The sequence below is a fragment of the Gemmatimonadota bacterium genome (genome assembly GCA_026706345.1).
In the GTDB taxonomy this organism is placed as follows: Bacteria; JAAXHH01; JAAXHH01; order JAAXHH01; family JAAXHH01; genus JAAXHH01.
On the sequence record JAPOYX010000028.1, the window covers coordinates 1 to 13,738 of the forward strand.

General features: G+C 63.2%; 12 protein-coding genes and 1 other RNA gene. 7 read left to right on the forward strand and 6 right to left on the reverse strand.

All coding sequences use genetic code 11. The features are described from left to right. From OXG98_03300 to OXG98_03315, 4 genes are all read right to left on the reverse strand, one after another. Positions 1–1,523 (reverse strand): PIG-L family deacetylase (locus OXG98_03300; GenBank protein MCY3771035.1); only part of this gene is annotated, 1,523 nt, incomplete at its 3' end. Positions 1,524–1,642: 119 nt separating this feature from the next. Continuing rightward, on the reverse strand, positions 1,643–2,539 hold the full coding sequence (locus OXG98_03305) for a hypothetical protein (protein MCY3771036.1): 897 nt from the start codon (positions 2,537–2,539) through the stop codon (positions 1,643–1,645). Beyond that, the gene (locus OXG98_03310) at positions 2,536–3,735 is read right to left on the reverse strand and encodes a cytochrome bc complex cytochrome b subunit (GenBank protein MCY3771037.1); all 1,200 of its coding nucleotides are present in this window, start codon (positions 3,733–3,735) and stop codon (positions 2,536–2,538) included. The genes OXG98_03305 and OXG98_03310 overlap by 4 nt, the downstream gene beginning before the upstream one ends. Positions 3,736–3,785: 50 nt before the next feature. Further along, positions 3,786–4,280 carry a ubiquinol-cytochrome c reductase iron-sulfur subunit gene (locus tag OXG98_03315; protein ID MCY3771038.1) on the reverse strand — a complete coding sequence of 165 codons (495 nt, stop codon included), beginning with the start codon at positions 4,278–4,280 and terminating at the stop codon, positions 3,786–3,788. Between the two features lie 153 nt (positions 4,281–4,433). Here OXG98_03315 and OXG98_03320 point away from each other — a divergent pair, with 153 nt between their 5' ends. Then, a complete protein-coding gene (locus OXG98_03320; protein MCY3771039.1) occupies positions 4,434–5,447 on the forward strand; it encodes a BTAD domain-containing putative transcriptional regulator in 1,014 nt (337 codons plus the stop codon). A 76-nt stretch (positions 5,448–5,523) separates the two neighbouring features. Here OXG98_03320 and OXG98_03325 read toward each other — a convergent pair whose 3' ends face one another. Next, complete coding sequence (locus tag OXG98_03325) at positions 5,524–6,543, reverse strand: Gfo/Idh/MocA family oxidoreductase (protein ID MCY3771040.1); 1,020 nt, start codon at positions 6,541–6,543, stop codon at positions 5,524–5,526. Between the two features lie 24 nt (positions 6,544–6,567). Next, the gene (locus OXG98_03330) at positions 6,568–7,086 is read right to left on the reverse strand and encodes a Rid family hydrolase (protein ID MCY3771041.1); all 519 of its coding nucleotides are present in this window, start codon (positions 7,084–7,086) and stop codon (positions 6,568–6,570) included. Positions 7,087–7,335: 249 nt separating this feature from the next. Here OXG98_03330 and OXG98_03335 point away from each other — a divergent pair, with 249 nt between their 5' ends. From OXG98_03335 to OXG98_03360, 6 genes are all read left to right on the forward strand, one after another. Continuing rightward, entirely contained in the window at positions 7,336–8,052 is a 717-nt protein-coding gene (locus OXG98_03335) for a C4-type zinc ribbon domain-containing protein (GenBank protein MCY3771042.1), read from the forward strand. A 106-nt stretch (positions 8,053–8,158) separates the two neighbouring features. Beyond that, an RNA gene (rnpB, locus tag OXG98_03340) (RNase P RNA component class A) lies at positions 8,159–8,534 on the forward strand. Positions 8,535–8,616: 82 nt separating this feature from the next. Further along, a complete protein-coding gene (gene recJ, locus OXG98_03345; protein MCY3771043.1) occupies positions 8,617–10,326 on the forward strand; it encodes a single-stranded-DNA-specific exonuclease RecJ in 1,710 nt (569 codons plus the stop codon). Between the two features lie 14 nt (positions 10,327–10,340). Next, a complete protein-coding gene (gene meaB, locus OXG98_03350) occupies positions 10,341–11,279 on the forward strand; it encodes a methylmalonyl Co-A mutase-associated GTPase MeaB (GenBank protein ID MCY3771044.1) in 939 nt (312 codons plus the stop codon). Positions 11,280–11,361: 82 nt separating this feature from the next. Continuing rightward, positions 11,362–11,778 carry a cobalamin B12-binding domain-containing protein gene (locus OXG98_03355; GenBank protein ID MCY3771045.1) on the forward strand — a complete coding sequence of 139 codons (417 nt, stop codon included), beginning with the start codon at positions 11,362–11,364 and terminating at the stop codon, positions 11,776–11,778. Positions 11,779–11,909: 131 nt separating this feature from the next. Then, the gene (locus tag OXG98_03360) at positions 11,910–13,616 is read left to right on the forward strand and encodes an amidohydrolase (protein MCY3771046.1); all 1,707 of its coding nucleotides are present in this window, start codon (positions 11,910–11,912) and stop codon (positions 13,614–13,616) included. Positions 13,617–13,738: the final 122 nt, after the last annotated feature.

A 13,738-nucleotide genomic window follows, 5' to 3' on the forward strand; every position in this document is an offset into this window, starting at 1 on the left:
CCCACGACGGGCTGGGGACTCCAGGGCAATCCGATCCATGCCGTCTCTTCCACCTCGACGCGCCGGTCGTTTAGGGAACGGCGGTGCCAGTAGGGCCGGGTGAGCCGGGCATCGGACGGAACGGATACCCGCCATGCCTCTACCACGCTTTCGTTGTACCCGATGTCCACGGTCGGCCCGGCGGGTTCGGCCATGGCCGGATCGGATGCGGCGGTCCATCCAACCGGGACGTCCAGGCCGAGGTGCGTGACACGGACAGGCCTCGTACTGCGGTTCAACAGCACAAGGTTCATGCCAAGCGTACCTCCCGGAACTACCCGGTCGTCGACGGCAAGCACTTCGAAGGCGATGCCGAGGGCCAGGGCCGCCACGTTGGTGAAGTCTGCTTCCTTCCGGTCAAGGAGAAAGAGGATGTCGGCCAGCGCACTACGCGGCAACGGGCTTTGAACGAGGTCTACCCGGAGCGCCCGGATGATCCGCAGGCCTTCCAGCACCGGATTGAGCAGGGCGGGGGGATCCAGCGGCCGGTAGGCGTCCACGGCCGCACGGGCCAGCGTGTCCAGCCGGCCGAGCCGGGCGGCGAATCCCGGGACCGCTTCGGCATCCGGACCGGCCATGGCGCGTAGGCGCATGAAGGTCGTGTCCAGTCCGTCGAAGAGGTGGTTGTCCCCGTCCGCATCCGCCATGCCCGAGCGGGCGACCAGCTTGATCTTGGTGGTCGCCGGGCCCTTGGGCTGGAGGGTCCCCATGTCCTGGGAGCGATGCATGCTGCGGCCCGCCAGGCCGAGTTCCCTGTACGACCGGTCCAGTACGGGGCTGTAGGACCCCACGTCGACCAGGAGGGAATCGATGCTGTCGAAGGCGGCCCGCGTGTTGTTGATGTACAGCTTCCGGGCCTGCCAGGGACGTAGCCCGTCCTGCAGGTGCTCCGGGAATCGGTCCGGGTCGGCGGCAGCGTAAAAGGCTTCGCGGGTGATCCTCCCGGACGCCTGGTGATGGCCGTGTCCGTCGCGAGGCGAATCGGCGAAGACGGACACGATCACGTCGGGACGAAAGCGGCGTATGACGCGCACCACGTCCGACAGCAGCATTCCATCCCGGTTCCAATATTCCAGGGTTTCCTCGGCCGATTTGGAAAAACCGAAGTCGTAGGTCCGCGTAAAGAACTGCTCCGCACCGTCGAACCGGCGGGCGCTCAGCAGCTCTTCCGTCCGGATCACGCCGATGGCGTCGTACAGTTCGGGTCCAATGAGGTTCTGGCCGCCTTCGCCCCGGTTGAGCGAAAGGTAGGCGGTCCGTGCGTGCAGCCCACGGCTTACATAGGCTACCAGTGCGCTGTTTTCGTCATCGGGATGGGCGCCGGTGTGCAGCAGGCTGGCGACGACGGGCAGGCGCAGCACGGCCTGGGCCAGCGTGGCCATTCCCTTGCCGTCGGGCACGGACCGGACAGTGCCGGAGGGATCGGCGGCGACTCGGGAGGCGGTGCAGGCGAGCAGGATGAAAAATATGATACGTGTATACATGGGTGGCCCCAATCGAATGGAACGACAGATACCGCGGAGATGCCGGCCAGGCCTGTCCCGGCTTTGACCAGCCCGGACCTGACCGGCCGGATTGCCGTACGGCCGTGGCATCGGTCCGGTCAGGCTTCCGGCAGGGAGCGGCGGTACAGCCAGAGGACGCCCGCTACCACGAGGAAGAGGCCGATGAACATCCAGCCGAATTTGCGTCGGGTATCGACTTCGGTGCGGGCGGTATCCACCTCCTTCTGAATGCGCGGGTAGATCTGTTCCAGTGAATCGACGACGGCGACCATTTCTTCGAGCACGAATACGTGGGAGGCCCGCTCGATATAGGCATCTCGCGCCAGGGACGCCTGCGCCAGAATCATGTCGACCGGAACGCCCGCCGAGCGGATCTCCTCCGCCGCCAGACGGAACGCGTTGACGGGTTCGAGTCCCCGGTCGGTCAGGGCGATGAATTCGTCCATGATTTCCTGCTCGTGACAGTCTTCGCAGTTGTCGGGTATGGAAATCAGGGACGCCTGGGGATAGATCACCTCGTGGTTCTCGTGGCAGTCCACGCAGTTGGGCCAGAAATCCCCCTCGAGGCCATGGGGGCTGGGTACGTAGTTGACCATCTGGACCTGATGACACTCGCCGCACAGCTCATGAATGACATACGGATCGGGCAGCCCTACGAAATCCCGTTCGACGGCGTGCGCTTCGTCCTCCACCATGGTGGCGGGATTCCCGCCGTGGCAGTCCTGGCAGGAAATGCCAGCGGGACGGTGCGCGCTTCGCTGCCATTCGGCCACCGGCAGGCTCATGTCCTCGTCGTCCAGGCCGGCGTGACAAGAGACACAGGTGTTGGTCGCCGCGGCCGGCTGTGCTGAAGCGGAACCGGCGGGCGTCCAGAAGAGGAACAAGGACGTCAGAAGAACGAGCGCGGCCTTCGCGGGATATCCCGCGGTTTGGTCGGACTGGGGGCGTCCCGCTCCAGCGCGCGGCAGATGTCCGGCATGCTTCCCGTCGCTCATTCCGTCCCCTCGCTGCCGATGTCCGGTTCGGCCGCCGGTTCCTCGACGGTCGCGATGGCGTGGGGCCAGCCGTAGATGTCGAAATGGTACCTCGTGCCCATGATAGTCATTTCCGTTTCCGAGATCTTGCCGAGCAGCGCGAGGACGATGTTGAGGACGATGAAGAAGATGCCGAGAGACGTCGCTATGGGCCGGCGGGACGGTTTGCGGGACGGTGTCCTGTCCCAGAAGGGCAACAGGCAGATGGCCAGGACCACTAGGCCGGACCCGATGATACCGATGGTTTTCGGGAGGTATTTCAGCGCCTGGTAGGAGGAAAGGAAATACCATTCCGGCTTGACGCCGACCGGCGTGTTGAAGGGATCGGCCTTTTCGTGCAACGGCAGGGGGTAGTATATGATCATGAAGATCATCGACGCCAGGACCAGCAATACCACGATGGCTTCTTTCATCACGTGCTGGGGGTAGAAAGGCTTGCCGCCGGCTTTCGTCAGTTCTTCCGGCGTCTTCTCCGGCACGTCCGTTCCTTCGAGCGGCGAGATGCCCTTGTACCGGATAAGGATCAGGTGCACGGCCACCAGGGCGACGAACACCCAGGGCAGCAGCACGACGTGAAGCATGAAGAAGCGGGTGAGGGTCACGTCGGAAATGATCTCTCCGCCCCGCATGAGAATCAGCAGCTGCTCGCCGATGACCGGGGTCGCGGCGGCGATTTCCGTACCCACGGTCGTTCCCCAGTAGGAGAGCTGATCCCACGGCAGGAGATAGCCCGTAAAACCGAAGGCCAGGGTCACGACCAGCAGGCCGAATCCGAAGAGCCAGGTAAGCTCCCTGGGTTTCTTGTATCCACCGTAAAAGAATACACGCACCGAGTGAAGAAGCAGGAAGGCGATCATGAAATTGGCGCCGTAGGTATGCACCTGGCGCATGAGCCAGCCGAAGCGCACTTGCTCCATGATGTACCTGACGCTTTCGTAGGCCGTATCGGCCGACGCCTCGTAATAGATCATCAGGAAGACGCCCGAGACGGCCTGGGAAAGAAAGAACATCAGGGTGACCGTCCCGAAGGAAAACAGCCAGTTGAGATGGCGGGGCACGGGCTTGGTCAGCTGGCGGCGGCAGAAGTCGACGACGACCGATATTTCCACGCGGTCATCGAGCCAGTTGTACACCCCGTTGGACAGGCGTCTGATCATAGTGGCTGGTTTCATGCTCCGCGTGGGAAGGGTCGTCCGGACACCGATGGTTACGCGCCGATGATGATCTTGTCGTCGGTGACGGACAGTTCAACCGCGGTCAGGGGGGCGGGGATCGGTCCGCCCTGGACGCTGCCGTCCGTGCCGAATTTGCCGCCGTGACAGGGACAGACCAGGCTCCGCGTTCCGCCCTCCCACTTGACGACGCAACCCAGGTGGGGACATACGGCGTTGAAGGCGACGTAACCGTCGGATGTGTTCACCACGATGGTCGGCCGACCCCGGTAGATCACCGTCATGGCCGTACCCGGAGGAACGGACGCCCGGTCGATTTCGACCCGGCTGCTGCCCTCGGCCTCGGGGGGCGGCTCGATGTAACGGATGAGAGGATAGGCGGCCATCAGGGAACCGATACCGCCCAGCACGCCAAGGCATCTCTGCAGGAATCGGCGGCGGCGGACCGGGTCGGGACGCGTCTTCCGGGGTGTTTTACCGGACTTCTTTCCGGGTACCGCAGACCCGGGTGGCTTCTGTGACGAGGACATGTACATTAACCCGTACTGACGTGGCTTCTGGTCATGCGTAGAGTAAGGACCGCCGGCCTGATTGTCAACCTCTTTCGGGGGTTCCGGCGGACGCGCGGCCGTCCCGAATCGGCTTGACACGCCGGGATAAAAGGGCGTACCTATTCAGGTACCATGACCGCTTCACCTTACAGAACGGTCCTGCCGCTCCTGGCGGCGGCAACCCTGGCGTGTATTCCCGGATGCACCGCGTCTTCCCTCTCCGTCCGTTTCGACATCCATCGGTCGCCCCTGCTCGGCCTCCCCGACCAAGACGCGACGATAGCCTTCCTGGGTTTCAACGGGACCGACCTGGCCCTGAACAACCTGACCGGGTATCTGTTCGCCCGCGCCCTGGTATCGGATTCCACGCTGGCGGCGATAGAAATGAGACCGGTGCTTCGGACGCTGGCGCGTCATCCCCACGAGGCCGGACAGGTCTCCGATTCTCTCGCGCTGGTCGTGGGAAGAGAAATGAACGCCGGAATCGCGGTGGTCGGCGATCTCGACAGGGCTTATACGGAAGAGTACGGAGAGGTAAAGGTCTTTCGAGAGGAAGAGACCGTCGGGGTGAGACTGGGAGGATCCAACGTCCGCGTCATAAACAAGGCCTATGTCCTGCCGCATATCGACCAGACAGCGGCCGTTACGACCACGCTCAGGGTCTACGGAGTCAGATCGAAGATGCTGATCGGCAGCTATACCGTCACGGAATCCCAATCCTACCGCACGGTACTGCCCGAACCCGTCGAAGCGCCGCCGGAGGGAGCCGTCTCCGTCGAGTTCGTGTCGCCGATGCTGACCGAAGTTCTGGCCAGGCGCATCGTGGACCGGCTGATGGCTTCCCTGGTCCGGGAACAGATTCAGGTTACCCGCCGGCTCATCGCTACCCCTGACCGCCGGGCCCTCTCCGCGGCGCGGGGGGGAGACTGGTCCCGGGCGGTAACGATCTGGGAAGGTACCGTGGCGGAGGACCCGCACGACGCGGCGGCGTGGAACAACCTAGCGGTCGCCTATGAAAGGTCCGGCCGCAGGGGCGATGCCGAGGCAGCCTACCATAACGCTCTGTCCGCGAGCCCCGGCGACAGGACGATAAGGTCCAACAACCGGGCATTCGGACGCGCCGCGGACGACAGGTCGGACCGGTGAGCCGGGAGCGGTCTCGCGATGGCTGTCCGGATCGTGAAACCGGCGGGGGGTCCGCGCGCCGCGCTGCGTGATCGCGCTACCCGATCCGGACCATCCGGTTCCCCACGGCCGATTCGTAGATTCCATCCAGGATTTGCATGATCTCGACGCCTTGTTCGCCCGTCGACATCGGCGTGCGCCCGGCCCGGATGCAGTCCACGAAATGGGCGATCTCGGCCGCGATGCAGTCCGACCATTCCCGCGGCGTATAGGCGGGCGTGATATCCACCTGTTCACCGTGCAGGTCGGTATAAACGGTCAAATCGTTGCCCGTGATCTCGGCGCCGCCCCGGGTGCCCATCAGCTTGACGTAGGATCCCTCCGTGCGAACGTGGGAGGCCCAGCTCGTCTCCGCAACGAGCGTGGCATCGCCCTCGAACCGGATGAAGGCCGCCGCGAGGTCTTCCACGTCGAAGACGCCTTCCACCACGCCGCTCAGCCGGGTATAGGCGGCGCCCACGACAGACGCGGGGCGCGGGTTTCCCATGAGCCAGCGCGTGAGATCGATCATATGGACGCCGAGGTCGATCAACGGGCCGCCTCCGGCCTGGGACTTGCGGGTGAACCAGGTTCCCGTTCCGGGAATGCCGCTCCGCCTCAGCCATCCGGTTTTGGCGTAGTAGATCTCGCCCAGCACGTCCTGCTCGACGAGCTTCTTCAGGATCTGCGTCTCGGTACGAAACCGGTTGTTCAGGGCGATCATCAGGTACCGGCCGCTGCGCCGGGCGGCGGCGACCATGTCCCACGCCTGGGCGGCGTTCAGCGCCATGGGTTTTTCGCACAGCACGTGGGCGCCGGCGTCCAGGACATCGATGGTCACGGGGGCGTGGAGAAAATTAGGGAGACAGACGCTGACGAGATCGGGTTCCAGGGCGAAGAGGTCCCGGTAGTCGGTAAACGCGTGGGGCACGTCGTGTTCCGACGCGGTCCGCTCGACCAGTTCCGTATCCAGGTCGGCCAGTCCCACGACTTCCACCCGGTCGTTCTTCAGGTAACCGGCGAGATGAGCCTGCCCCAGCCCCAGTCCGATCACGCCAACGGTCGTTCTGTCGTTCATCCGCTCCCCGTCCCGGTCCGGCGGCTACTTGCCGCCGCGGTAGGCGATCAGGTCGATCTCGATGCCGGCGTTCAGCACGACACCGGACTGGATGGTGGAACGGGCCGGCGGATCGCCCGTGTAATAGGACCGGTACACCTCATTCATGGCGGAGAAGTCATTCAGGTCGCTCAGAAACACCGTGGCCTTGACGACGTCGTCCATGGTCAATCCGGACTTGGCCAGCGCCTTCTGCAGGTTGTCCATGACCATTTTCGTTTCCGCTTCGATGCCGCCGGGGATAATCCGGCCCCGGACGGCCGCGATCTTGCCGGAAAGGAACACGAAGTCGCCCGCTTCGATGGCCTCGCTGTAGTTCTGGCCGGGCGCGATGGCCTTGCGGCCGCGGTCGTCCTGCGACTGGGCGGGCAGCACGGCGTAACCCAGGGAAACGGCGGCGACGACCAGCGCCGTGAAACCGGCGAAAAACCACTTGGAAACGACGATACTGAACTCGACCGTTTCTTCGCTTTTATTGCCGCGCAGTCGAATGATCGAACCCATGATACCCTCCTCTGATTTTGGTTGACACTATACGCCTCCGGCATTATCTTTATAGTCTATGACCAAAAAATCAAGTAGTATTAGGAAAAGGATGGATATGTCTACGAGCCCGATTGTATGCATGGTCCGCCTGCAGTTGCCTCTTCGGACCCGGGACTCGATAAAACCAGATTGAAACGAAGGAAAATGCACCGTCAGAGTGCATTTTTTTTTGTCCGCCTTTTCATCTCCATGGAAGGTCAGGGTCGCATGCAGGAAAGCTTGAGAGCGCTGTTGGAATTGCAGAAGACGGATCAGGACCTGCACGAGCTCGAACAATTCAAGGTAGACATTCCCAGTCAGTTGGAGACGATGCGCACCGTCCGGGCCGAGGCGGAAACCAGGCTGGCGGATCAGGAAACGAAGGTCGCGGACATCGAAAAAGACCGGCGTCAGCACGAACGGAACCTGCAGGCCGCCCAGGAACAGGTCAAGAAGTACCAGGGACAGCTCTACAGCGTAAAGACCAACAAGGAGTACGACGCCCTCCAGACGGAGATCCAGGCGCAGAAGACCCTCATCTCGGAGTTCGAAGATGCGATTCTGCAGCTGATCACCGAGGCCGAGGCGGAGAGCGAAACGCTGGAGACCATGCGCGGGGAGACCGAATCGCTGATCGAGCGCTTCGACGAAGAGCGCGCGGCGCTCGAGTCCAGGCTTTCGGCGGTGGACGAAGACATCGCCGTCAAAATGGATGAGCGAAAGAGAATGTCCATGCGCGTGGAGAACCAGATCCTCAAGGTATACGACCGCATTCGGCGGAACCTGCGCGGGATGACCGTCGTACCCGTAAAGAAAGGGGCCTGCTCCGGCTGTTTCCACGTGATTCCATTGCAGGTCATACTGCAGATCCGCCAGGGACACCGGCTGATTTCCTGTGAAAGCTGCGGTCGGATCCTGATCATGGAAGAAGGCCTGGAGTACTGAAACCCCTCTGACCGCAACGCGCCGCCCGGCGCGCCCGTCCCCGTATCTCCCACGCCGGGGTTGAAACGCGTCGCGCAATCAGGTATATTAACGGGGTAAAACGTTCCAAGTCGTCCAGGCGATCGCGCTCGCCGATGGGCGGGCGAGGAAAGTCCGAGCACCACAGGGCAGGATGCCTGCTAACGGCAGGGGGCAGTGATGCCACGGAAAGTGTCACAGAAAACACACGGCCGATCCCTTCGGGGAGGCAAAGGTGAAAAGGCGAGGTAAGAGCTCACCGCGGTCCGGGCAACCGGTCCGGCAGGACAAACCCCATCTGGTGCAAGACCGAATAGGAGAGGAGAGACGGCCCGTCTCGCCCGCCGGGAAACCGGAGACTCTCGGGTAAGGTCGCAAGAGGCGGCTGGCGACAGTCGTCCCAGATAGATGATCGCCACCTTCACCGCGAAGGCACAGAACTCGGCTTACGGACGGCTTGGACGTTTTACGGTACCTGGCTTCTCCGCATCCGCCTGAATGGCCAGGCGCCACGCTCACCTTCAACTTCAACATCCGGTCTGGTCCATGAACAGCCGCTGGGTCCTACACGACGAACATCCCGATGTTCCCCGGATGATGGAGTTGATCAACGTCCCGCGCGTGATCGCGCAGATCCTGCTCAACCGGGGCGTCTCGACCTTCGACGACGCCCGGCATTTCCTGAAGCCCACCCTGGATGACCTGCACAGTCCCTTTCTCATGGCGGACATGGACCTGGCCGTGGAGCGGATCGCCGACGCCATCGAACGGCGCGAGCACATCATGGTCTTCGGGGACTATGACGTGGACGGCACGACGGCGACGACCCTGCTGTACCTGACGATCAAACTGCTGACGGACGAAATCTCCTCTTACATACCCAATCGCATGACGGATGGGTACGGACTGTCCATAGAAGGGTTGCAGGAAGCCAGAAGCCGCGGCGTAACACTGATCCTGGCCGTCGACTGCGGGATCACCGCGCACGCGGAGGTGGACCGGGCCCGCGAGATGGGGATCGACGTCGTCATCATCGACCATCACGTCCCGGGCGATACCCTTCCGAACAGCGTCGCCATTCTGAACCCCAAGCGGGCCGACTGCGGGTACCCGTTCAAAGAGCTCTGCGGCGTCGGACTGGCGTACAAGGTGGCGCAGGCGCTGGCCGAGCATGTCGGACTGCCGGAGAACGCGGTGTATACGCACATGGACCTCGTGGCCCTAGGCACGACGGCGGACATCGTCCCCCTGCGCGACGAGAACCGGGTGCTGACCAAGTACGGACTGGACATGATGCAGCAGACGCACAAGTCGGGCCTGCAGGCGCTGCTCGACGTGGCGGGCCTGCGGGAGAAGGAACTCTCGACGGGACACATGCTCTTCATGCTCGCGCCCCGCATCAACGCCGCCGGCCGCATGGGCGACGCCACGCGCGTGGTCCGCCTGCTGATTACCGAAGACCAGCAGGAAGCGGCGGACCTGGCCAGGGAGTTGAACGAGGAGAACCAGCGAAGGCGCAAGGAGGACACCCTCACCTTCGAAGCGGCCAGGGACGTCGTGGAGAAGGATCCGTTTCTCCGGGAGGCCAAGGGCCTCGTACTCGCTTCGGACACCTGGCATCCCGGCATCATCGGCATCGTCGCGTCCCGCATGGTGGAGGCCTTCAACCGGCCGGTCGTCATGATTTCGACGGCAGGCGAGAAGGGACGGGGATCGGCGCGGACCGTGGGCGACTTTCACCTGTACAACGCCATCAAGGAGTGCTCCGACCTGCTGATCCAGTTCGGCGGGCACCATCACGCGGCGGGCCTTTCCATCGAAAAGGACCGCATCGAGGCGTTCAGGCACAAGTTCCACGAGGTGGTGGCCGCGCGCGCAACCCCGGCGGACTTCGTCCCCCGGCTCGAAATCGATTCGGAAATCGAGCTCGACGAGGTTACCCCGCGCATGATCAAGCTCATGAAGATGCTCGGGCCCTTCGGTCCGGCAAACACCCACCCGGTTCTCGTGTCGCGCAACCTGAGCCTCGTGGGTTCCACAAGGACCATCGGCGTGGAGAAAAAACACCTGAAATTCAGGGTAAGGCAGAATGGCCGCGTCATGGAGGCCATCGGATTCGGCATGGCGGACTACGCCGAGCGAGTCAACGATAGCCGGGACCAACTCGACCTGGCCTTTACCCTCGAGGAAAATACCTTCCGGGGCGAAACCAGCCTCCAGCTGCGCATAAAAGACATAAAGACCGCCACGGTCTAGCCGCCATTCCCGCTATGAAGCTACTCGATCGTTTCCTCGACGGCGACCGGATCGCCCTGTCCCGCGTCATCACCCTGTTGGAAAACGACGGAGACCGGCGTTCCGCCATACTGGACTTGCTGTATCCCCGGTCCGGAAAAGCCCGCCGTATCGGCGTTACGGGGCCGCCCGGGGTCGGCAAGAGTACCCTTACGGACCGCCTGACGTCCTCTTTGCGCAAGAACGGACGCACCGTGGGCGTCATTGCCGTGGACCCGACCAGTCCCTTCAGCGGCGGGGCGCTGCTCGGCGACCGGCTTCGCATGCAGAGTTCATGGGACGACCCGGAAGTCTACGTGCGCAGCCAGGCCGACCGAAGCCACGCCGGCGGCCTGTCCGAGGCGACCCCGCACGCCATGACGGCCCTTGACGCCTTCGGCAAAGAAGTTATCATTGTGGAGACCGTGGGCGTGGGGCAATCCGCCCTCGACGTGTCCGAAGTCAGCGATACCACCGTCGTCCTGCTCACTCCGGAATCGGGCGACAGCATACAGGCCATGAAGGCCGGGCTGATGGAAATCGCCGACGTGCTGGTCGTGAACAAAGAAGACCGGGAAGGAGCCGGCCGGTTCGCCTCCGAACTCCAGATGATCGTGGACATGCGGCGCTGGGGCGACGGCTGGAAACCGCCCGTCCTCCGGGTCAGCGCGCGGGACAATACCGGGATGGACGGCCTGTACGAACAACTGGCCGCCCATGGAGACTACCTCTCCGGCGAGGGCCGGCTGGAGAAGCGGAGGCTCCGCCAGGGCCGTTCGGCCATACAGCGGGCGCTCGGCGAATTGTGGCGCGGCAGGCTGACGGAGCTTCGCGACGGGGACGACACGCTCGACCGCCTTTCCGAACGCGTGGCCCGCAGGGAAATCCAGCCCTTCGCGGCCGCCCGGGAAATCATGGACAGCCTGTCGATATGACGTGGAGGTGTCTGAGCCCGCGCGGGTTCGCGGGCCGGGGAATACGATCGACCGCGGTTTCGCGGGTTGAGAGAGTTCGATCATGGCAGAAAACATTCGCGTGCTCGTAGCCAAACCGGGCCTGGACGGCCATGACCGCGGCGCGAAGGTGGTGGCCAGCGCGCTCAGGGACGCCGGTATGGAGGTGATCTACACCGGGCTCCGGCAAACGCCCGAAATGATCGTGGAGGCGGCCATCCAGGAGGACGTGGACGTGGTCGCCCTCAGCATCCTGTCGGGCGCCCACATGACCATTTTCCCCCGCGTGATGAACCTGCTGCGGGAAAAGGGCGTCCTTCACATGCTGCTCACCGGCGGCGGGATCATTCCCAAAGCCGATGCGGAGGAACTTGCGAAACTCGGCGTGGGGAAGCTGTTCGGACCAGGTACTTCGACGCGCGACATCATCGCCTACATCCGGGAGGAAGTGGGGCGACGCCGCGTGGAGGATGAGATTTAGGCCGCGCCGGACCGCGGTTCGAAGGGGCGGCGGGTGGATCGAGGGGGCAGCGCAGTCGAGGATGAGATTCAGGCCGTGCCGGACCGCGGTTCGAAGACGCGGCGGATCGGCATTGAGCCATGGAGGATTACATGCGGAAATCTTTACTGGCAGTGGCGGTTGCAGGCTTGATGACATTGGTGTGGTCTGTCGGCGGCGAGGCGCAGGTGCGCAAGTCGACCGCGGACCTGGTACTGAAGAACGGCACGGTGTACACGATGGACGATGATCGGCCCAAAGCGCAGGCCGTGGCCGTCATCGGAAACCGGATCGCCGTCGTGGGCGTCAACGAAGACGTGGAACCCTTCATCGGTCCCGACACCCGGGTGATCGATATGGAAGGCCAGACCATGGTGCCCGGGTTGAAGGAAAGCCACGGCCACCTCATGAGTATCGGAGTCGCGAAGATGACGGTCGACCTGGTCGGTATTTCGGGTTACGACGAACTCATCGAACGGGTGCTGGCGGCGGCCGAGGGGGTGGAGGAAGGCGAGTGGATCACCGGCCGAGGATGGCACGAGGAGAAGTGGACGGACCGCAGTTCGCTCACGGTCCGCGGGTTCATGACCCATCACAGGCTGAGCGAGGCCGTGCCTGATATCCCGGTATACGTGCGCAGGGCCGACGGCCATGCCGCGTTTGCCAACGCCAAAGCCATGGAACTGATGGGTATAGACCGGGACACGCAGTCTCCCGAAGGCGGCGACATCATCAAGGACGCCGACGGCAACCCGACGGGTATCCTGGTGGACAAGGCGATGGGACTGGTGCGCGTTCCCGGCTTAACCGAAAACCAGCGGCGGCAGGCCCTCGAACTCGGCATCCAGGAATGCCTGGCCAACGGAATCACCATGTTCGACGACGCCGGGGTCGGCATGGACGGGATCGACCTGTACAAGGAATACGCGAATGCGGGCAAACTGGACATGCGGGTCTATGTGATGGCCTCGAATCTGCACACCATGGTCGCCTTGAAAAAACCGTGGTCTCACCCGGATGGGTTTCTCACCGTCCGCGCCGTCAAGATGTACGGCGACGGGGCCCTCGGTTCGCGGGGAGCATGGCTGCTGGAGCCCTACGAGGACGACCCGGGCAATTCCGGATTCCCCACGACCCCGCCTGAAACGATCTACGAGGCCGCGCATTATGGCCTGGAGCATGGCTGGCAGGTGTGCACTCACGCCATAGGCGACCGCGGAAACCGCATGATACTCGACATGTACGAGAGGGCGATGAAGGAATTTCCCCACGTGAAGGACCACCGTTTCCGCGACGAGCATACCCAGATACTGGACGAGGCCGACATCCCCCGGTTTGCCCAGCTGGGCGTGATCGCTTCGATGCAGGGAATACACGCGACCTCGGACCTTCCCTGGGCGACGGACCGGCTCGGCCACGCCCGCACGGCGGAGGGCGGTTATGTCTGGCAGAAGCTGCTGCAGCATGGCGTGAAGATCATCAACGGAACCGACGCGCCGGTCGAAGACGTCAGTCCAGTCGCTTCCTTCTACGCCAGCGTGACCCGTGAGCGGCCCGACGGGACGCCCGAAGGCGGGATGTTCGGCGACCAGCGCATGTCACGCCAGGAAGCCCTGAGATCCTATACGCTGGATGCGGCCTACGGTTCGTTTCACGAAGACGTGCTCGGTTCCATCGAGCACGGCAAGCTCGCGGATTTCACGGTGCTGTCGAAGGACATCATGACCGTGCCCGAGAACGAGATCCTGGATACGGAAATCGTGTATACCATCGTGGACGGCAAGGTGCGGTACGAAAGAGGGCGGCCCGCCATGCCCTGAACGGGTTGACCACGGTACAAACAAGTTGCGCAGGGAACGGGGAGGGAACCGAAGGGGGCTTTCCCCGTTCTTTTTATCAGGAGCATGTTACAGGAGCATCCTTCGACACGGTTGTTCGCGGG

Bases quoted from the DNA above. Each gene is read 5' to 3' on its own strand.
- OXG98_03360 (MCY3771046.1), top strand. From the start codon at position 11,910: ATGCGGAAATCTTTACTGGCAGTGGCGGTTGCAGGCTTGATGACATTG.
- OXG98_03305 (MCY3771036.1), bottom strand. From the start codon at position 2,539: ATGAGCGACGGGAAGCATGCCGGACATCTGCCGCGCGCTGGAGCGGGA.
- recJ (MCY3771043.1), top strand. From the start codon at position 8,617: ATGAACAGCCGCTGGGTCCTACACGACGAACATCCCGATGTTCCCCGG.
- OXG98_03355 (MCY3771045.1), top strand. From the start codon at position 11,362: ATGGCAGAAAACATTCGCGTGCTCGTAGCCAAACCGGGCCTGGACGGC.
- OXG98_03320 (MCY3771039.1), top strand. From the start codon at position 4,434: ATGACCGCTTCACCTTACAGAACGGTCCTGCCGCTCCTGGCGGCGGCA.
- OXG98_03315 (MCY3771038.1), bottom strand. From the start codon at position 4,280: ATGTCCTCGTCACAGAAGCCACCCGGGTCTGCGGTACCCGGAAAGAAG.
- OXG98_03330 (MCY3771041.1), bottom strand. From the start codon at position 7,086: ATGGGTTCGATCATTCGACTGCGCGGCAATAAAAGCGAAGAAACGGTC.
- OXG98_03325 (MCY3771040.1), bottom strand. From the start codon at position 6,543: ATGAACGACAGAACGACCGTTGGCGTGATCGGACTGGGGCTGGGGCAG.
- meaB (MCY3771044.1), top strand. From the start codon at position 10,341: ATGAAGCTACTCGATCGTTTCCTCGACGGCGACCGGATCGCCCTGTCC.
- OXG98_03310 (MCY3771037.1), bottom strand. From the start codon at position 3,735: ATGATCAGACGCCTGTCCAACGGGGTGTACAACTGGCTCGATGACCGC.
- OXG98_03335 (MCY3771042.1), top strand. From the start codon at position 7,336: ATGCAGGAAAGCTTGAGAGCGCTGTTGGAATTGCAGAAGACGGATCAG.